Here is an 18,217-nt window from a genome sequence, read left to right as displayed (position 1 = left end):
ATGTTGTTCTCATAAGGTATTTGACTCAGGGTACATACCCTTGGTTCCGCCCCAAGGGGCCGGGGTATGTACCCTTCGCAACGAATCAACCTACCAGGGCTGTCCCTCAGGTCCGCTGACTTAGGGACAAAACCCGCAAAAGAACTATACCAAAAAAGGCGAAGTTCTGTAAAGGGTATCACGCCCCTTAGGACGCCGGGAGCTGCTTTTTACCCGGGGGCCGCCAAAAGAGAAAAAAAACAAAAAAAATGCTTAATTACGCAGAAAGTAGTTGACAGATACTGAAACTCTCCCTTATGTTTCAAGAGAAATAATCTTAATATGGAGAAAACGATGGTTCTGGATGAGACCATGAATACCAGGCGGAGCCCCGCGGACGACTTAGGTTTGTCATACGAACTCGCCATGATTCCCCTGTTGGACGAGCGCCACGATAAGTTTCCCCTTCCTTTTTTTATCTTCGATGACGAAGATGAGGATGAGGACGATCTTGACGAAGAAGATGATTTCGACGACATGGACGACGGGTTTGATGACGATTTCGAGGACGATGATTTTGATGACGAGGACGATGATTTCGACGACGAGGACGATGATTTCGACTATGAAGAAGATGTGGATTACGACGATTTTGAGGAATAGTGTCGGTCGTTGTTAGAAAACAGGTCCCGGGGCAGGCATTTTTTAAAAGTTTAGGATCTCAGCGGCGCTCCAAAGTCGTTCCAGCTCATAAAAAGAGCGGGATTTTGTTGTCATTAGATGGATAACGATATTGCCCATATCTATCAGGTTCCACTCGTCGTCAAGGGACCGTTTATGGGAACTCCTGCGGATATCCAACCCATGCTGATGGGCGAACTCCCGGATGTACCGCTCCAGTCCCTGGAGATGGGTATGGGAGGAAACCGTGGCGATGACGAAAAAATCCGTCCATATATACAGGGCCCGGAGGTCCATGACTACCACATCCCCACCCTTATGCTCCCGCAGGAGCCCCCCCAGGGCCAGGGCGGCGGCTTTATTGTCCATCGGTAACGTATCGTCCATTAAAATCCCTTCCCAAAACCAGGGTAAAATCAGATTTATATTCAAAATTTTGTAAATCCATATCCGCCTCTATTTCCAATTCACCCCGGTCCATGGATTCGTAGCGGATGTTTTTACACCGCAGCACCTCCGCAAAGGTATTGACGATATCCTCATGTCCGGAACGGTCGATTATCTCTGTTTTTTCATAATCGTTACGATCGGCGTTTCCAATGGAAATAACATCGTATCCAAAACCCCGAAGAAGTTCGGCGGTCCTTCCCGCAAGACCGGTCGTGGCGGTTCCGTTGAGGACCTCCACGGTAAAGATCCGTTCACTGAGGGCCCCTTCCTCCTGACGGGTAAGGGAACTTAGGGCCTGGCGCACGATTTCTTTGATGAGGTTGCCGTCATAGGAGGGGAACAGCAGGTTTTGGCCCGAAACAACCCGGTTAATCCCCCCAACGGAATGGATCCCCACCCGGTCGGTATCAATTCCGGCGTATTCGTCAAAAAGCCGAATCCGGGTATGCTGGTTCATATTGGTCTTCATGAAGGACTGACATAACCGGGCCATCCGGGAATTTTTGAGGGCCCCGTTTTTTTCCCCCAGACCCTGGATTAAGCCCATAAAAAACCGCTGCCTGCGGAATTGGGTCAATTCGGGAGCCTCCTCGGGGAGTTCATAGGTGATATAGGCTTGGGCCTTATCCCCGTCAAGCCGGGTAATCCCCGACGGAAAGAGGATCGGGGGGTCATCGTAAATTTCTACCGCCGCGGGGATGAATATTTCCACCCCTTCGATCAAATCCACGATTTTACCCAGGTTTTCCATGGTCAAAACGACGGAATTATTGATATCTATCCCCAAAAGACTTCCGATCTCTCCCTCGAAGGCGGAAATTTTTTGGGGATCATAGAGGGTATCTATCCGGTCCACCCGGTTTATACGCGGAATAATAAGCCCCACCTCGCCGGGAATATCAAAAACCGCGGCCCGTTTGGTAGAGGGATAATAGAAAAGTACATAAGAACAGAGGGGCTTTCCCTCCTTTTCTATAATAAAAAGAGTGTTGATAACCCGATCCTGGGAAAGGGCCTCTTCGATGGGGTCGGACCGCAAGCTGCGGAGAACAAAAAACACCCCTCCCCCCAGCAGTACGACCATGATAACCAGGAGCAGAAGACTCGCATCGGTCCTGACCCTTTTCATCACATCCTCCTCTTATGGATCGCCGCCAACAGCCGCTTGGTACTCTCCGATATATCCACGTTCCGGGAGGAGAGATAAACCACGGTTTCGTCCACCACCGCGGTAAATAGATCTTCCAAGTCATGGTAGCGGTTTAGCTCCCGGAGCCGGGGATCTACCTCCTGCCGGGAAGGCTCGATTTTATCGGCAATAAAAACCGCCTTTGCCAGGGGGCCCATGGACATATCGCCGGTGGTATGGAACCGTACCGCCTCCAGGATACTTTCATTATGAACGCCAAACCGGTCCTTGAGCAAGACCGCGGCGGCCCGGGCGTGGAGGAGGGAAACTTTTTTATATTCCAGGGGGGAGATCCCCTGACCGTCACTACCGGCAAGGCGGATCAATACATCCTCCGGGAGCGGTTTAGCCATATCATGGGCTATCCCCGCCAGGTAACCCGCAGCGGCGTCCAGATGAAACCGGAGACAGATATCATAGGTGAGGAGGGCGGTATTCCGGGAATGGAGAAAGCGGCCCGAAGCCAGGGTATGGCGGACCACGGTTTCTATCTCGCCGATAAGCGCCCAGGAAACGGTGGGGGAACCGCTCCCCTCCCCGCCGGAAAGGACCGGTTCGGGGCTCCGGGGAACGGCCGCAGGTGTCACCCCATAGAGGCCCCGGTCCTCAATGATGAGCCGGGCCGCCTGCGGTACCAGGTATCGCCAGCTTTCCCCCTGCCGGATCCGATCCCGGACCATCCCGGAGGAGAGGTCCATGATGTCGTTTTTGAGCCGCCGATGGGGAAAGGGAAAGGGGAGTTCCTCGGAACTTATCCGGTGGGCGATAATGATATCCGCCCGTTCCGCGATTTCCTGGGCCTTTTTCCATTGGGGAAAATCCCGGGCTAAATCATCCCCCAGGATCAGGGCAGGCTTCCCCTGGGGCAGGTAGCGCCTTTCAATATCCCCCAGGGTATCAATGGTATAGGACACCCCCTGCCGGCGAATTTCACTATCATCCACAGTAAGCCGGGGATCGGCGGTAATGGAAGCGGCCAGCATATCCAGCCGGTCCTCGGCCGAGGTAATCGGGGCGCCGGGTTTAAAGGGGGATTGAAAGGTGGGGATCATGATGACCCGGTCATACCCGAAAGCGGAAATGACTCCGTCGGCGAGAAAAAGATGCCCCAGATGAACCGGGTTAAAACTACCTCCCAAAATCGCGATCTTCACCGATAAGGGACCTCCCTTAGTTCAAAAAATAAGCTTCCCCGCCGCCGTTCCCCGGGCAAACGGGTGTTGGGTATCAGAATCCCTCCGAATGAAGCTCCGGGGGGCTCACCGCTTCCTGCCCGGGGGAATTCGCCAGCCGGCCAAAGACCCGGGCCAGCTCCGGGATACCCTCCCCGGAAAAAACCGAAATCCCCCGGACCTGTTCCCCGTCGTAGCGGGCCTTGAGGACCTCCAGTCTTTCTCCGGTACCGGGCAGGTCCGTTTTGGTTCCTAGGATCACCCGGGGCTTTTGGACCAATTCAGGAGAAAAGGCTTCCAGTTCCTTATACAAAACGTCACCGGCTTCGCGCCAATTATCCGCGGAAAGGTCAATAAGAAAAGCCAGGGCCGCGGTACGGGAAATATGTTTGAGGAAACGGATCCCCAGCCCCGAACCGCCGGAGGCCCCCTCAATGAGCCCCGGAATATCGGCGATGATGATGTCCCGGTCATCCAGGGTCAGCACCCCCAAGTTGGGTATTTTGGTGGTAAAAGGATAGGGGGCAATCTTGGGGCGGGCATTGGTAAAACGGTCCAGGAGGGAAGATTTGCCCGCGTTGGGAAAGCCTACGAGGCCTATATCCGCTAAAATCCGCAGTTCCACCCGGAGCCGCCGCACTTCCCCCGGTTTCCCCGGCAGGGCCTTCCGGGGGGCCTGGTTTACCGATGACTTAAAGTGGATATTGCCCCAACCGCCGTTCCCCCCCCGGAGGAACACAAAGGAATTCCCGTCCCGGCCGAAATCCCGAATGATTTCCCCGGTAGCGGCATCCTTTAACACCGTGCCCGGGGGAACGGGAATGACCACATCGGCCCCGGCCCGGCCGTAACGCTGGGATCCCTCCCCGTCCCGGCCGTTTTGTGCCTTGAAGGACTGTTTATACCGCAGATGGGCCAGGGTTCTCAGGTTGCGGCGGACTTCAAAAATCACGTCCCCCCCCCGGCCGCCGTCGCCCCCCGAGGGACCTCCCAGGGGAACATACTTTTCCCGCCGGAAACTGACACAACCGTTCCCGCCGGAACCTGAGGAAACTTCGATAAGGGCTTCATCCGCAAATTTTTCCACGGTTTTACCGGGGACCTCTTTCAAAACCGGAATTCGGCAAAAAGGCCATTAAAAAACAAAGCGCCGTCCTCAGCAGGGTCCGGGCCAAACCGGCAAAGACCTATTCCGCGGCGACGGGTATAACCCCGGCCAGTTTCCGGCCCCGGCGGCTGGAAAAAGCAACCCGTCCGTCTACCTTGGCAAAGAGGGTATAATCCCCCCCGCAGCCCACATTCGGCCCGGGATGGATCTTGGTACCCCGCTGCCGGACAATAATGGTTCCCGCCTTTACCAGGGTATTTCCCGATGCCTTGATCCCTAAATATTGGGGATTTGAGTCCCTGCCGTTCTTCGCACCGCTGCCGCCTCTTTTCCGGGCCATATTACTTCCTCCGCTCGTTATGAATATTCATAGTACAATAGTCGGGATACGCCTCCGAGACCGAAACCAAACCTTCTAGCAAAAAAGCCCCGGCGGCAGCAAGAAAATCCCTGCCGTTGCCGGTATAGTCCGTTTCCATCCCAAAGCGCCCCCGTTCCGGAACGCCCGCCGGGACCCGGACGATAATGCCTTCCCTGCCCGTAAGGGTCTTCAGGGCGGTTTTCGTCAGGATCGACACGGCGGCGCAGACAATATCGTAACCTTTCGGTCCCGCCCCAGCGTGGCCCGTAACCTTGCAGGACTTGAGGATCCCCGCAACATCCAAAACCACGTCGATGGTTATCATCCCGGTTTACATTTCCGCATATTTGCCGGGACAAGCCCGGACGCCCTTAGACCCCGGTGATATCCCCGATCTTAATGATCGAATACCCCTGACGATGCCCCTGTTTGCGCCGGTAATCCTTTTTGGGCTTGTACTTAAAGACAATGATCTTCCGGTCCTTACCGTGACGTTCCACCACGGCCTGCACCCTGGCGCCCGCTATATAGGGGGTCCCCACGGATACCGTATCCCCCGAATGGAGGAGTACCGAATCTATGTCCAGTTCGGCGCCCGGCTCGGCATCTATTCTATCCACCTTTAACAGGGCGCCCTTTTCGGCTTTGTACTGCTTACCTTTAAATTCCATTAAAACATACATGAGAAAACATCCTTAAAACCATAATAATATTTTATCTTAAGATAAAACGTCGTGGTTCGTCAAGGGGTCGCAGGTCATCGAAAAAGTAACCGAAAATAAGGTTTGCGGCATTATAAAACGGATATTATTACTGTTTTTTCTTCTCCTATTGAAGCATATTCCATCCCCGAGCCGTATAGAGGATGGAGGTTTATACCATGCGATACCCTATTCTTTTTTCCCCCGAGGATGATATCATCGACATCTGTTGGGACAACGTCTTCAAAGCGATCTTTACCCAAGATATTCCCCCCTCTCAGGGCGCCCTCAAACGGCTCATCTCTGCCTTTATAGGTCGTTCCGTCGATGTCCTCGCCGTAGTAGCCAATGAACCCCCTGCGCTCGGGCGTGGAGACCGTCAGATCCGCTACGATATCCGGGTCCGGTTTGATCAGGGGGAACTGGCTAATGTCGAAATGACCCTCAACCCCCAGGGCTTTGAAGCCCTCCGCCTGGAGTATTATGCCGCCCGGCTTTACTCCAGCCAGGATATCCAGGGTGCGGACAAGACCTTCGGCGACCTCACCCATACCTACCAAATAGCCATCATCGGCCGGAAGCGGCTCTTTGGAGATGAACCGCCGGTCCATCAGTTTCGCTACTACGACCAAGAAAACAAGGTGAGTTTAGGTGGAAGGACCCGGATTATTGTGGTAGAATTAGAGAAAGCGGCGGGACTGTTGGGGGAACCGGTATCGGAGATGTCCCCGGCGGAGCGGTGGACCGTATTCTTCCGGTATGTGACGGATCCGCAGCAGCGGGATGTGATCAACAAGATCCTGACCTATGAGGAGGGAATAGCTATGGCGGGGGAAGTATTACTGTCGATCAGCAAAGACGAAGCGGAACGGGCCCGGCTGGAGAGTGAATACAAGTATAGGCTGGACCGGCAAAGTGAAATGGTTCAGGCCCGTAGGGATGGCTTAGTGGAGGGGGAACTTATCGGCTTGAAGAAGGGGGAACTCATCGGATTGAAGAAGGAAGAGCAGCATCTATTTGAAGAGCGGCGGGAAATCGCCCGGAAATTACTGACCATGGGGCTGAGCCCCGACCAGATCGCCCGGGCCACCGGATTAGCCCCCGGGGAAATTCCCCTATAGGGGGGCGGCCGGGGGTGTTCCGCCGGCCTACATGGAGACCAGGAAGGGTATACAGATGAGGTCCAGGGCGTCCCGGAGTACCCGGAGTACCCCCCGGCAGAGGGCCAGGCGGGTGGCGGCCAGGTCCGGGGTTTCGGCGTTGAGGATGGGGCAGTCGTGGTAGAAACGGCTGAAGGTTTTGGAGAGTTCGTAGAGATAGGCCGCGAGGAGGGAGGGGTCCATCCGGGCAGCGGCGGCGGCTATGGACTCGGGGTAAGCGGCCAGGGTTTTGAGGAGTTCCCATTCCGCGTCCCCCGAGAGGAGTTCCGGGGTAACCGTGCCCCGGGCGGCGGCGCTCCCCTCCTCTTTGCGGAGCATGGAGGAAATCCGGGCCCCCATATACTGAAGGTAGGGGCCGGTATTGCCGTTAAAAGCCAGGGATTCCTGGGGGTCAAAAAGCATATCCTTGAGGGGGGATACCTGGAGCAGGTAGTAGTGGAGGGCCCCCAGGGCTATTTTTTCCGCTGTTTCCCCGGAATCCCCCACGGCGGCCTCCCGGTCCTTATCCCGGATCTCCTGCAGGGCCAGGGCTTTCAGGCTGTCCAGGAGGTCGTCGGCGTCCACCACCGTACCTTCCCGGCTCTTCATCTTGCCCTCGGGGAGGTTTACCATGCCGTAGGAGAGGTGGTAGAGGTTCTCCGCCCAGTCAAACCCCAGCTTTTTTAGCAGAGTAAAAAGCACCTGAAAATGGTACTGCTGTTCCGAACCCACCACATAGATAAGCCGATCAAAGGGCCAGTCCCGGTGGCGGTGGATGGCGGTACCGAAGTCCTGGGTGATATACAGGGAGGTTCCGTCTTTGCGGAGGAGTACCTTTTTGTCGAGTTTTTCCGCGGTCAGGTCCACCCAGATCGAACCGTCCTCCTCCCGATAAAAGATCCCCCGGTCCAGCCCCTTGAGGACCTCCTCCCGGCCGGAGAGGTAGGTCTGACTTTCGTAGTAGTACTGATCAAAGGAGACCCCGGTACGCTCGTAGGTTTCTTTCATCCCCTGTACGGTCCATTCCCGCATCTTTTCCCACAGGGCCACTATTTCCCGGTCTCCCTGTTCCCATTGGCGGAGCATTTCCTGGGCCTGTTCCTCTGCCGCGGGATTTTCCTTGCTCATGGTGTGGAATTTAACATACCAGTCCCCCACAAAATGATCGCTTTTTACCCCCTCGGATTCGGGGGTTTTCCCCTGACCGTATTCCCGGTAGGCCAGCATGGATTTACAGATATGCACCCCCCGGTCGTTGATGATGCAGACCTTGCGGACCTCGGCCCCACAGGCGGCAAGGATCCGGGAGATGCTTTCCCCCAGGACATCGTTCCTGAGGTGCCCCAGGTGGAGGGGTTTATTGGTGTTGGGGCTGGAAAATTCCACCATGATCCGGGAACCCGCCAGGGTTCCCGGACGGCCGAAGGAAGGGGCCGATAGCTTCCCCAGCAGGGAAGCGGCGACCTCCGCCCGGTTTAGCCGGACATTGACATAGGGGCCTTCGGCGGCAAAGGAGCCCGGTTCACCCAGGTTGTCCGCCACCATCCGGGCTATCTGGGGGGGGGCCTTCCGCAGCAGTTTCGCAAAGCTGAACATGGGGAACCCCAGATCCCCCAGTTCCGGTTTGGGGGGAATTTCGACGATCACCGCGGAGGGGCTGATATTCCCCTCCAGGCCCGCCTCCCGAAGCAGTTTATTTAAGGTTTCGGCGATCCGATGCTTCCACCCTTCTTTAAAATCGTACATGGCTATTCCTCTTTAAAAAACCCGCGGCTTTTTCAAATCCAACCGGGTTCCGCCTAGACTCCACCGCTAAACCCGGGGTTTGGGGCCGATGAGGGCGATCATCCTGGTATAGTCCTTACCTTCCCGCCTGAAGGAACCCAGCCGTTCATCGGTAACGGTACAGTCCCCGCAAACCGCGAGGTTCCGCACCCCGGCCCCGGCCAAAAGCCGGGCATTGGCGGCCCGAAGGTCCAGAAAGGGGTCCGCCGGGCCCGATCCGTTCCGGCGACGGCGGATCACCACCGGTCCCAGGGGATAGTCGCCGCCGGCCCCGCCGAATTCCTCCTCAAAGACCCGGGCCCGCCCTTCATCCACCCGGTAACAACAGGACCCAATACCGGGGCCTAGGACCACGGCCACCGCCTCGGCCCGGGTGTTCCAACGTTCCTTCATCAGGGTCAGGGCCGTGAGGACTATCCCCGTCCCCTTCCAACCCGAATGGAGGATGCCGAAGGCGCCGCTTTCGGTATCCAAGAGGTACACCGGCAGACAATCCGCCACGGTAACTGAAAGCCAAATATCCCGGTCCCGGCTTACCAAACCGTCGGCCTGGGGCCGGTCCTGCGGGCTGTGCCGGTCCAGAGCCAGGACCAGACGGGAATGAACCTGGGTTACCCCGTAAACCCGGGCGGGATCCAGGTCCAGGGCTTTACAAAAATCTTCCCGGGCGTGTTCCCCCCCGGCATATGCCATAGTACCCGCAGCCCGGGAAGAAATCAAACAGGAAATCCCATCCGGTTGAAAACCCTCAAAGAAAAAAGGAAATTCCGCATGGGAACCGGAAAATGCGAGGCTGAAGGGGTAAATCCGCACGGCTATTTCCTTAATTCCAGGGCAATTATATCATTGAAGAACCTAAGGGTCTCTTGCAGCTGATCCAGGGACTCTTTAAGGGTGGTTATAAAGCCAGTCCCCTTGCCCGCAAGTTGGGTCAGATTCATCAGGACTTCGGATTCTCCGGAGGGGGTGGATTTTAATATTCTCCCCAATATATTGATGATGCTTTCCAGGGCGGTCCCGACACTTCCCACAATATTAAAAACCTCCTGGTTGGCTTCGTCGGTGACCGAGAGGAGCTTATGGCGTCTTGATGAAGAAATGGTCCTATCCACCTGGGTAGCGGCATACCGTTTCCCCAATTCCCCCACCGGGGAGATCCGCATTTCAAACTGCCGTATGGTTTCCTCAAGTTTCATGAGTTCATTGTAACTTTCGGTAAAAGCGGTCCGATCTTCCCGGTTATAAAAGTTCCCCCCCAGCAGGATGGATTCAAAGGGCTCATTGAGTTTTTCCACAAAAATCGACGAATAAAAGGTGAGGAGAAAGGACAGACAGAGTTTACCCTTCAGCGGAAACCCCTGGGGATTGGAATCGGAAGCCACATAGTTCAACCATTTTAAATTGGTCCGCTTAAAAAATTGATTGATCGAATCTATCAGCCGCTGTTGGCCATTGACCTGGATATACTGGGTAAACCGATCCTCCACATACCGTCTCCAATGGTCCCGGTACACTAAAAACCAATCCTCCCCACCGCTGATATCCAGCGGGCTCATGGTCAAATCCCGGCAGGTACAGCGCAATATCTGGGTTAAGGGGACTTCCTGGTTAAAATCATGGATGATACCCAGGGATTTTTCCGCCTGGGAGAGGAGCCGGTCCATTTCCATCCCCATATCCATTTTTTTATCCTTCTGCCCCTCCTGGAGGGTAAAAACAAAAAGGGATTCCAGCAAAGCCAGGGAAGGGGCGTATTTTAAAGAAAACAACACATTTTGCAGGATGATTAATTGGTCCTTTACCATACCGGCGGTACAAACCGGGCCTTTGGACGCCGCATGATCGGAGAAATTCAGGATGAGCCGGTCAAAAAGGAAGGTGGATAGGGCTTTAAGGCAATGTAAAGAACGGGTATTGGCATACATGGTGTTTTTTTGCCCTTCGGTGATCAGGGCCAGGGTCTTTTCCATGCTACCCACGGCCAGCTGGCGCAGTTCCGCCTCGGAGGCTTTGGGGTTTTCGGCGATAAGCAGCTCAGGATCGGTCTCCTTATTGAGGCGGCTGTGGATTTCCTCCATCTCCAGGGAGCCCAGAAAGGCATAAAAAGCCCCCTTGTCCCGATTAATACTCTGGTCCAGGACCTTGTAAAAGAAACGGGCGGCATCTTTGAGGTTAACCAATTTTTCATACAGTTCCGGCAGCAGGAGATCCCGTTGATAATCGTAAATTCCCGGAGCCCGTTCGTTTATCCACTTACCTATTATGGCTACTTGATGGTTCTCGAAGAACCGTATCGGGGAGGTTCCCTTTAAAAAACTCAAAACCACAAAAAACGCCCGTACATACCAGGGAAGCTGGCTATATGCTACTTGATGAATTGGTATGGAAGCCGCCTCATTTTGCGCTTCATACAGAATTTCCCGGGGAAGAGAAGAATACTGACTGAGTTTTGCAAGAAAAATTTTCCGCTCGACCGGGGAAAGCCCCGCGGCCAATTTACCGAAAATAGAGGAGTCTTCCATAATTAAAAACACAAAGTAATGCTTACCAAACGGGTCAAGGTCTTACACTGCTCCTATGCGGGAAAAAAAGGAATTTCATCCTTTTTTCTTCCCGATTCCAGCATATCAATAGTATCCAAAAACTGCAAGACTTGCTGAAACCGGTGTATGGAATTACCAATACCACTGATAAAACCGGGAGTATTTGAGGAAATTTGCATGATATTCGCCAGGGCATCATAATTTCCATCGGTTTCTTTCCGTATAAACCCCCCCAGGATTTTTATCATTTCCGCGATAGTCTGTTTGACGGTGGTGATGATCCCTTCGGCTTCGGAGGAGGCCTCGTTAATCAGCCGCTGAACCTTGCGGCGTCTTAAAGGACCGGGGGACGGTTCCGAATCCGACAAGAAATAGGCGCTTCCATACTTTCCTTCGGGGGATAGTTGGAATTCAAATTGCCGGATGACCTCCTCAATCTTCATGATTTCGTTGTAAATCTCGGTGAACTGGGTCCGGCTTTCCACTCGATAAAACTCGCCTTCTATCATGATAACCCTAAGAACCTGATAAATATCCGGCATAAAAATATTCGAATAAAAAGTTATTAAGAAGGAAAGGGCCAAGCCCTGGGGGAGGGGAAAACCGTCAGGGTTGTACTGGGAAACCACATAGTGTAGGGTTTTTAAAGCGCCTCCCTTAAGAAACCGATGGAGGGTATCTACCAGTTCTTTATGCTGGCACATCCGTTTATATTCGTTGAATTGCGTATCCACCTGCCGTTTCCAATAGTCCCGGTACGCCACGAACCAATCTTCGCCGCCGCCTATTTCTTTGGGCAGCAGGCCCACATCCCGACTGATACAACGGAGGATCAACGTGAGGGGTACCTCCCGGTTAAAATCCCTGATGATCACCAGATCGCTTTCCGCTATAGAAAGGAGGCGCCGCATCTCTATGGTAATATCTAAGGGGGGCTCCTCTTTATATTCCTGCAGGGTAAAAATAAAAAGGGATTCCAGCAAGGCCATGGGGGGCACCGGTTTTAGAGAGAACAATACATTCTGCAGGATCATCAGGGGGGCTTCCACTATGGTACCCTTACAAACAAGATCGCCCTGCCCCGGGCTGACGGTAAAACTCAGGATAATCCGGTCAAATGAGAAGGTGGACAGGGCTTTGAGGTAATTTAACGAGCGGACATTGGCGTACATCCGTCTTTTTTCATCTTCGGTAATAAGGTAGAGGCTCTGTTCAAGGTTGTTAAGCGCCAGCTGGCGCAATTCCCCTTCCTGAAGGGTGGGATTTTCAAGGGCCAACTCTTTAAAATTGGTACCGCTTAAAAGATACTTGTGGATCCCCCCCATTTCCAAAGAAGCCAGAAAGGCATAAAAAGCTCCCTTGTCCCGGTTGATGCTCTTGTCCAGGGTATTATAAAAAAACCGGGCCGCGCTTTTGAGCTGTAGCAATTTCTCCCGCAAATTCGGAAGCAGAAGGTCCTGGCGATAATCATAATACCCCGGGGCCCGCCTATTTATTGTCTTACCGATCCGGGCAATCTGGCGGTGCTCAAATAGCTGTTTTGGGGGGATGCCGTTAAAGAAGCTGATAATTACATACTTTAACCGTACATACCAGGGTAATTGATGATACTGTTCCTGTTCAGCTATGACAGAAGCGGAATGGTGTCTATCTTCATATAAAAGAGCCTGGGAAAGGCCTGAATGACCCTTGAGTTTATCCAAAAGCTCCTGTCGTTCTTCTAAGGATAATCCTGAAGCAAGCTGACCGAAGGTTCCGGATTGGTTCATAAATTCCCCGTTGTCTTGTGGTTCAATTCCCTGCTGTCTTCTGCATGCTACGTTTAGCCCCTAGGGGAATTGAACCTTCCGTTCGCAAACCTCCTGTTTGCTCCCTCCAGGCCGTCCTTTGGCCCTGACGGCGCCCTCCATGGCGCCTTTTCCTCCCGTTGGTCGGCGGGCCAAAGGTGGTTCAATTCCCCGCTGTCTTCTATGTGTTACGTTAGCCCCTAGGGGAATTGAACCTTCCGTTCGCAAACCTCCTGTTTGCTCCCTCCAGGCCGTCCTTTGGCCCTGACGGCGCCCTCCATGGCGCCTTTTCCTCCCGTTGGTCGGCGGGCCAAAGGTGGTTCAATTCCCCGCTGTCTTCTGTGTGTTACGTTAGCCCCTAGGGGAATTGAACCCCTCTTTTAAGATTGAGAATCTCATGTCCTAACCAATAGACGAAGGGGCCCGGATATACCCTGACAGCGCCGGTAACGAACAATCCTGTACCAAAATGTACCGCAATGTACTATACCCATACTTTCCCCAGGTGTCAATATGTTCGTTAAGCCGGGGGCGGCGGGTTCCCGTATCTTACCTGGGGAATGGGCAGATCCCGCTGTTCGGGGTGCTCCCGAAAAAAGACCGAGAGGAGACGGGCCATGGCGGAAAGCTCCGGTTCCCGGGCCAAAAGGGTCTTGAGATAGGTACCCCAGAGGAGGTTATCGCAAAAATAGGTAAAAAAACGGCGGGCCCTGCTTAAAAGGAAGTCCCGGGGCTGGTATTGCGCCAAAAGTTCAAGAAAACGGAGGGCAATTTCTTCCAGATTGACCGTTTCCGGGAGGACCGCCGGGAGTACCGGCCCGCGGACCTGGGCGAAGATCCAGGGGGCGCGCACCGCGAGGCGGCCGATCATAACCCCGTCACAGTCCCCCGCAGCCCGGCGGACCAGGTCTTCGGCGCTGTTTATATCCCCGTTACCCACCACGGGAATGCCCAAGGCCCCCCGGAGCAGCCCTACGTATTCCCAGCGGGCCCGGCGCTTAAACTTTTCCTTGGCCGTCCGGGGATGGAGGGTGATCTGTTCCACCCCCTCCGATTCAAGGCGCCGGCAGAACCGGAGGAGGTATTCCGGATCATCCCGGGGGCCTATCCTGAGTTTTACGCTTAAGCGCCCGGTTACCGCCCTCCGCACCCGGCGGATCATCTGCCCCGCCTTATCCGGGGAGTCCATCCACCGGACGCCGGCGCCGGTCCTGACAATGGCCGGGGCGGAACAACCCATATTGATGTCGATTCCGGCCTTTTCCACCCAGTCCAGCTTGGCCGCCGCCGCGGCCAACTGTCCCTCGTCGGCCCCTGCCAGCTGGTACACCACCCGCCCGGGACAGGGCCCTCCATCGATATAATAGGACTCGTAGGGGCCGCCCCCCAACAGGGCCCCGGCGCTTATCATTTCCGTATAATATTCATCACAGCCGCCAAAGGAGACGATCAATTCCCGCAGGGCCCGATGACTTATCTCCGCCATGGGAGCTAGTAATAACGGTTTATTTATACTATAATTTTCCATGTAATTCCTTATTTGCCTTGCGGTAATAGAATAGGATCTTGACTTGTCTTATGCTATACCGTAAAGTATAATAAGTAGAGGAGCGTACCGCATGATAGCAAAGAGTGATATGCCCAGCATCAATGAGAAGCCACCGGAGGGTATTAAACCGGAAGGCAGCTCTTACCGGGTTCTTGTAGTCGATGATTCCATGTTTATCGCAAAACAACTTGGCCAAATTTTTACTTCCGAGGGTTTTGAAGTTGCGGGTACCGCCGCTGACGGGGCTCAAGGGGTGGAAAAGTACAAAGAATTGTATCCGAATGTCGATTTGGTAACCATGGATATCACGATGCCGGTAATGGATGGTGTTTCGGCATTAGAAAAGATATTGGAATTTGACAAAAATGCGACGGTCATTATGGTTAGCGCCCTGGGGAAAGAGGATGTGGTTAAAAAATCCCTTCTTATGGGGGCTAAAAGTTATATTGTCAAACCCCTGGACCGAAAAAAAGTCTTGGAACGGGTTGTTTCCGTTCTAAAACGGTAAGGTTTTGGAGTTTTATCTGATTTTTACCGGGTAATGCCAGGCATGGTTGTTTCAAATCATGTGTCCGGCAGTATCGGAATGTTGAAAGACAAGTATCGCTTGTCGGGGGGACCTTAGATTGAGGGGAAAGAGCGGGCTTAAGTCCGCTTTTTTCAAAGCCGGATTCAAAACCACCTGGTTTTAAACCCGGTTCTATCAATAAAAGCAGCCATATACGTCAGTTTCAAAACTGATTTTGAAACTACCTCTTATTGACCGACGGGGCGGTTTCAAAACTCCGGTTTTGAAATAGTCTTCTTTTTTTATTAGAGGTTTATGAAAGCATATTCTATTTCCGATTCTATTTACGCGGTACACGCGGATATCGAGACCACCGACTTATTCGAGGGAATTTGGCCTATTCCCCAGGGGGTTTCCCTTAATTCTTATGTGGTTACCGGGGAAAAGATCGCCCTGATCGATCTTTTTCGGGACTGGTCCGATGCGTCGGGCCAGGTGGAAAAGGCGCTGGTCTCTGTCGGGCTTAACTTTGGTTCCATTGATTACCTTATTCTCAACCACCTTGAACCGGATCATACCGGGTGGCTTCGGGAATTTAGGGAAAGGAACCCCCGGGCGGAGATCCTCGCCACCGCCAAAGGGATAAACCTGGTAAAATCCTTTTTTCATATCGATCAGGGTTTGCGGGTGGTAAGAGACGGGGACACCCTGGATCTGGGGCACGGGAAGATCCTCACCTTTTTTGAAACCCCCAATATCCACTGGCCCGAAACCATGGTTACCTGGGAACCCCTTTCGGGGACGGTGTTTTCCTGTGATGCCTTTGGATCCTTCGGGGCCCTGGGGGACCGGATCTTTGACGATCAATTTACCCCGGAAGAACTGGCTTTTTTTGAAAAAGAAACCCTCCGGTATTACGCCAATATTGTTTCGTCCTTTTCGAATTTTGTGGAACGGGGGATACAAAAACTCGCCGGCCTCCCCATCAAGGTGGTGGCCCCCAGCCACGGCATGATATGGCGGAAAAAACCCCAGGCCATTATCGACCGGTATCTCCGGTATGCCTCCTATGCCAAGGGGCCGGCGGAAAAGGAAATTGCCGTGATCTGGGGTTCCATGTACGGCAATACCAAACAAGGGCTGGACGCGGTTATCCGGGGCATAGAGAGCCAGGGTGTTCCCTACTCGTTACACCGGGTGCCCGATGAAAACGTATCCTGGGTGTTGGCGGATGCCTACAAAAGCGCCGGCCTGGTCCTGGCCATGCCCACCTACGAGTACGCCATGTTTCCCCCCATGGCCTATGTCCTGGATATCTTCCGCCGGAAGCATATTTACGGAAAAACCGTCCTCCGGATCGGTTCCTGGGGCTGGGTCGGGGGCGCAAAAAAGGAATACGAGGCGGCTATCGAAGGGCTTAAGTGGACCAGTCACGATGCCCTGGAATGGGCCGGTGCCCCCGGCGCCGAGGACCTGGCGGCCCTGGAAGAAGCGGGAAAAAAACTGGCCCAAGCCATCAAAGAAGGCTGATCCCCCGGGTAACCCCAAAGCACTTTAGCAGCGAACCTCACCATAACCCGAATTTCACCATCCGTTCCATGGTATCCCCCATATCGTATTCGATGCCCTTGAATTGCCAAAGGCCGCTTTGGGTGTCAAAAAGGGCATACCGGGCAACCGCGTGAAAGCGCCGGTCCCAGGCAGGAGCTTCGTCCGCGTTCCGGGGAAAACCGACGCTTCCGGGGTTGAGGAGGAACCGGGCGTCCCGGCGGCCGGTCTCCACCACCGTGTCCGGGGGGGCGTAACGGCCGGTACAGGGCAGAATGTCCCGGTCCGCCTTATTGGTTTGCTGTATAAAGACCGAGGGAAGGTGGGTGTGACCGAAAAAACAGCGGGAAAAAACCGCCCCCCGAAAGGCTATGTCCGCGTCAAATTCGGAGAGGAGGTAACTCCAGATGGGGTCCTCCGGCCCCCCGTGGGAGAGGAGGATCGGTTCCGGGAGGGTATCCCCGGGGGATACTTCCCGGTATTCAAGCCGGGGTTGGAGCCGGGAAAGATAGGCCTGGTTCGCCGCCGAAAGGACCGAACCGGTCCATCGCAGCGACCTTTTCGCGTGGGCAGCAAAGGTCCGGGCGTCAATGACCTTTGCCACGGCAAGATCGTGGTTGCCTCCCAGGATATGGGCGGAAACTTCCGCCGCAAGCTCCACACATTCGTTGGGATCCGGACCGTAGCCCACCAGATCCCCCAGGCAGAGGATAAGGTCCCGATCTTCCCCGGTCCGGTTGAGGACGGCGGTAAAGGCGGCCAGATTGGCATGTATATCGGAAATTATTAAAATTCGCATTACCGTTGGTCTTTAGCAGTTTCTCCAAAACTTGAGTGCATGGGTGATTTTCGCCGGGACCGCCGGAAAACCCCCACCGGACTTTCCAGAAGCTCCCTATACATATACTATATATAATAAGGGGGGATTTTGAAACCCTAAAAAGCACGGGGCCGGATTCACGGGGGAGGGATTTTTTTCAGGATATGGGGATGAAAAAGAAAAAACAATCATTACTGGATCAGGTCTTTCAGGATTTTCTCCCGGATATTTGGACGCTTCTTTCGGAAACCACCCTGTTTTTAAGCAGAACCAAGGAATTCTATCTTTATGAAGCTCAATTACGGACATGGCGGGCCAACCTGCAGACAAAACGAAAGGACTCCGACGAAATCAGCAAAATTCGCCGGGAAATAACGGATCTGCGGAAGCAGCTCCGGCTTGAGGGCTATGATTTAAGCCTGGGAAAACAAAATCTGATCTTTGCGGGGTTTAAAAATGACGCCGCTTTGGGGGAAGGGTTCAGGCGGGTGGTGCTGTTTTTTACCAATGAGGACATCTATTGGCTCGCCGGGGAAGACAACCATGTTACCCTGGCGGAATTTTTGGAACGCCGCATCTACGAAGAACATCTGGGGGGCCAAATTCGGTACAAACATTACCTCTGGTACCGCCGCCGGGGGACGGATCTGATCCTTGCCGGCTCCGATACGGAGACCAAAGAGGATTTTGCGCGGCTTGAGGCCATGGGGGAGGCCAATAGTCTTCTTTTTTTGAGCAAGTTAAAAAAGCTTAAGTAACTCATGTTACACAGGAAGAATAAGATTAACCACGAACGACACGAACATCACGAACTTTTGCTTCGATATTCCGGAATTTATACCTGAATTCTCTTCTTTGTTCGGGGGAAAGCAGGAAAGAACTATCGGTGAAAACGCC

Annotated in this window: 18 protein-coding genes and 1 tRNA gene; 5 read left to right on the top strand and 14 right to left on the bottom strand. The window is 53.8% G+C overall.

Annotation, left to right across the window (positions count from 1 at the left end; genetic code table 11):
• Positions 1-321: 321 nt before the first annotated feature.
• Positions 322-642, top strand: coding sequence for a hypothetical protein (locus LQZ21_RS13520; protein WP_411045050.1), 321 nt, complete (start codon positions 322-324; stop codon positions 640-642).
• 42 nt (positions 643-684) lie between these two features.
• On the opposite strand, the gene rsfS is transcribed toward LQZ21_RS13520, so the two are convergent.
• The 7 genes from rsfS to rplU form a co-directional block, all read right to left on the bottom strand.
• On the bottom strand, positions 685-1,047 hold the full coding sequence (gene rsfS, locus LQZ21_RS13515; protein WP_411045049.1) for a ribosome silencing factor: 363 nt from the start codon (positions 1,045-1,047) through the stop codon (positions 685-687).
• Positions 1,019-2,239, bottom strand: a complete 1,221-nt coding sequence (locus LQZ21_RS13510; RefSeq protein ID WP_411045048.1) for an LCP family protein — start codon at positions 2,237-2,239, stop codon at positions 1,019-1,021. Before LQZ21_RS13510 ends, rsfS begins: the two co-directional genes overlap by 29 nt.
• Positions 2,239-3,453 (bottom strand): nicotinate (nicotinamide) nucleotide adenylyltransferase, encoded by a 1,215-nt coding sequence (gene nadD / locus LQZ21_RS13505; RefSeq protein ID WP_411045047.1) that lies wholly within the window; start codon positions 3,451-3,453, stop codon positions 2,239-2,241. Before nadD ends, LQZ21_RS13510 begins: the two co-directional genes overlap by 1 nt.
• Positions 3,454-3,526: 73 nt before the next feature.
• Positions 3,527-4,558: a GTPase ObgE gene (obgE, locus tag LQZ21_RS13500; RefSeq protein WP_411045046.1), complete on the bottom strand. Its 1,032-nt coding sequence runs from the start codon at positions 4,556-4,558 to the stop codon at positions 3,527-3,529.
• 100 nt (positions 4,559-4,658) lie between these two features.
• On the bottom strand, positions 4,659-4,919 hold the full coding sequence (gene rpmA, locus LQZ21_RS13495; protein ID WP_411045045.1) for a 50S ribosomal protein L27: 261 nt from the start codon (positions 4,917-4,919) through the stop codon (positions 4,659-4,661).
• Position 4,920: 1 nt separating this feature from the next.
• Positions 4,921-5,265 carry a ribosomal-processing cysteine protease Prp gene (locus LQZ21_RS13490; protein ID WP_411045044.1) on the bottom strand — a complete coding sequence of 115 codons (345 nt, stop codon included), beginning with the start codon at positions 5,263-5,265 and terminating at the stop codon, positions 4,921-4,923.
• 46 nt (positions 5,266-5,311) lie between these two features.
• Positions 5,312-5,623, bottom strand: a complete 312-nt coding sequence (gene rplU / locus LQZ21_RS13485; protein WP_411045043.1) for a 50S ribosomal protein L21 — start codon at positions 5,621-5,623, stop codon at positions 5,312-5,314.
• A gap of 197 nt (positions 5,624-5,820) precedes the next feature.
• On the opposite strand from rplU, the gene LQZ21_RS13480 reads away from it, so the two are divergent.
• Positions 5,821-6,762, top strand: coding sequence for an Rpn family recombination-promoting nuclease/putative transposase (locus tag LQZ21_RS13480; protein ID WP_411045042.1), 942 nt, complete (start codon positions 5,821-5,823; stop codon positions 6,760-6,762).
• Between the two features lie 27 nt (positions 6,763-6,789).
• Here the strand turns inward: LQZ21_RS13480 and argS are convergent, their stop codons facing one another.
• The 6 genes from argS to LQZ21_RS13450 all read right to left on the bottom strand — a co-directional run bounded on the left by argS (position 6,790) and on the right by LQZ21_RS13450 (position 14,381).
• Positions 6,790-8,526, bottom strand: coding sequence for an arginine--tRNA ligase (argS, locus tag LQZ21_RS13475; protein ID WP_411045041.1), 1,737 nt, complete (start codon positions 8,524-8,526; stop codon positions 6,790-6,792).
• Positions 8,527-8,592: 66 nt separating this feature from the next.
• A complete protein-coding gene (locus LQZ21_RS13470; protein ID WP_411045040.1) occupies positions 8,593-9,258 on the bottom strand; it encodes a purine nucleoside phosphorylase YfiH/LACC1 family protein in 666 nt (221 codons plus the stop codon).
• Between the two features lie 122 nt (positions 9,259-9,380).
• Complete coding sequence (locus LQZ21_RS13465; protein ID WP_411045039.1) at positions 9,381-11,099, bottom strand: DUF5312 family protein; 1,719 nt, start codon at positions 11,097-11,099, stop codon at positions 9,381-9,383.
• A 41-nt stretch (positions 11,100-11,140) separates the two neighbouring features.
• On the bottom strand, positions 11,141-12,877 hold the full coding sequence (locus tag LQZ21_RS13460; RefSeq protein ID WP_411045038.1) for a DUF5312 family protein: 1,737 nt from the start codon (positions 12,875-12,877) through the stop codon (positions 11,141-11,143).
• A 370-nt stretch (positions 12,878-13,247) separates the two neighbouring features.
• Positions 13,248-13,319, bottom strand: a tRNA-Glu gene (locus LQZ21_RS13455).
• 96 nt (positions 13,320-13,415) lie between these two features.
• Entirely contained in the window at positions 13,416-14,381 is a 966-nt protein-coding gene (locus tag LQZ21_RS13450) for a tRNA dihydrouridine synthase (protein WP_411045037.1), read from the bottom strand.
• Between the two features lie 133 nt (positions 14,382-14,514).
• Here LQZ21_RS13450 and LQZ21_RS13445 point away from each other — a divergent pair, with 133 nt between their 5' ends.
• On the top strand, positions 14,515-14,952 hold the full coding sequence (locus LQZ21_RS13445; RefSeq protein ID WP_411045036.1) for a response regulator: 438 nt from the start codon (positions 14,515-14,517) through the stop codon (positions 14,950-14,952).
• A gap of 315 nt (positions 14,953-15,267) precedes the next feature.
• Positions 15,268-16,482, top strand: a complete 1,215-nt coding sequence (locus LQZ21_RS13440; RefSeq protein WP_411045035.1) for an FprA family A-type flavoprotein — start codon at positions 15,268-15,270, stop codon at positions 16,480-16,482.
• Positions 16,483-16,519: 37 nt separating this feature from the next.
• Here LQZ21_RS13440 and LQZ21_RS13435 read toward each other — a convergent pair whose 3' ends face one another.
• Positions 16,520-17,299, bottom strand: a complete 780-nt coding sequence (locus tag LQZ21_RS13435) for a metallophosphoesterase family protein (protein ID WP_411045034.1) — start codon at positions 17,297-17,299, stop codon at positions 16,520-16,522.
• Positions 17,300-17,490: 191 nt separating this feature from the next.
• On the opposite strand from LQZ21_RS13435, the gene LQZ21_RS13430 reads away from it, so the two are divergent.
• Positions 17,491-18,078 carry a hypothetical protein gene (locus LQZ21_RS13430; RefSeq protein WP_411045033.1) on the top strand — a complete coding sequence of 196 codons (588 nt, stop codon included), beginning with the start codon at positions 17,491-17,493 and terminating at the stop codon, positions 18,076-18,078.
• Positions 18,079-18,217: the final 139 nt, after the last annotated feature.

Origin of the sequence: Treponema sp. TIM-1, from assembly GCF_046533115.1 — a bacterium.
Taxonomy (GTDB): domain Bacteria; phylum Spirochaetota; class Spirochaetia; order Treponematales; family Breznakiellaceae; genus JAIRMO01.
The sequence above is the reverse complement of the archived record's forward strand: the minus strand, read 5'-3'. Positions and strand labels throughout refer to the sequence as shown.

Coding starts and splice junctions, on each gene's coding strand:
- LQZ21_RS13520 (WP_411045050.1), top strand. CDS start 322: ATGGAGAAAACGATGGTTCTGGATGAGACCATGAATACCAGGCGGAGC.
- rsfS (WP_411045049.1), bottom strand. CDS start 1,047: ATGGACGATACGTTACCGATGGACAATAAAGCCGCCGCCCTGGCCCTG.
- LQZ21_RS13510 (WP_411045048.1), bottom strand. CDS start 2,239: ATGAAAAGGGTCAGGACCGATGCGAGTCTTCTGCTCCTGGTTATCATG.
- rpmA (WP_411045045.1), bottom strand. CDS start 4,919: ATGGCCCGGAAAAGAGGCGGCAGCGGTGCGAAGAACGGCAGGGACTCA.
- LQZ21_RS13490 (WP_411045044.1), bottom strand. CDS start 5,265: ATGATAACCATCGACGTGGTTTTGGATGTTGCGGGGATCCTCAAGTCC.
- rplU (WP_411045043.1), bottom strand. CDS start 5,623: ATGTATGTTTTAATGGAATTTAAAGGTAAGCAGTACAAAGCCGAAAAG.
- LQZ21_RS13480 (WP_411045042.1), top strand. CDS start 5,821: ATGCGATACCCTATTCTTTTTTCCCCCGAGGATGATATCATCGACATC.
- argS (WP_411045041.1), bottom strand. CDS start 8,526: ATGTACGATTTTAAAGAAGGGTGGAAGCATCGGATCGCCGAAACCTTA.
- LQZ21_RS13470 (WP_411045040.1), bottom strand. CDS start 9,258: ATGGCATATGCCGGGGGGGAACACGCCCGGGAAGATTTTTGTAAAGCC.
- LQZ21_RS13460 (WP_411045038.1), bottom strand. CDS start 12,877: ATGAACCAATCCGGAACCTTCGGTCAGCTTGCTTCAGGATTATCCTTA.
- LQZ21_RS13450 (WP_411045037.1), bottom strand. CDS start 14,381: ATGGCGGAGATAAGTCATCGGGCCCTGCGGGAATTGATCGTCTCCTTT.
- LQZ21_RS13445 (WP_411045036.1), top strand. CDS start 14,515: ATGATAGCAAAGAGTGATATGCCCAGCATCAATGAGAAGCCACCGGAG.
- LQZ21_RS13440 (WP_411045035.1), top strand. CDS start 15,268: ATGAAAGCATATTCTATTTCCGATTCTATTTACGCGGTACACGCGGAT.
- LQZ21_RS13435 (WP_411045034.1), bottom strand. CDS start 17,299: ATGCGAATTTTAATAATTTCCGATATACATGCCAATCTGGCCGCCTTT.
- LQZ21_RS13430 (WP_411045033.1), top strand. CDS start 17,491: ATGAAAAAGAAAAAACAATCATTACTGGATCAGGTCTTTCAGGATTTT.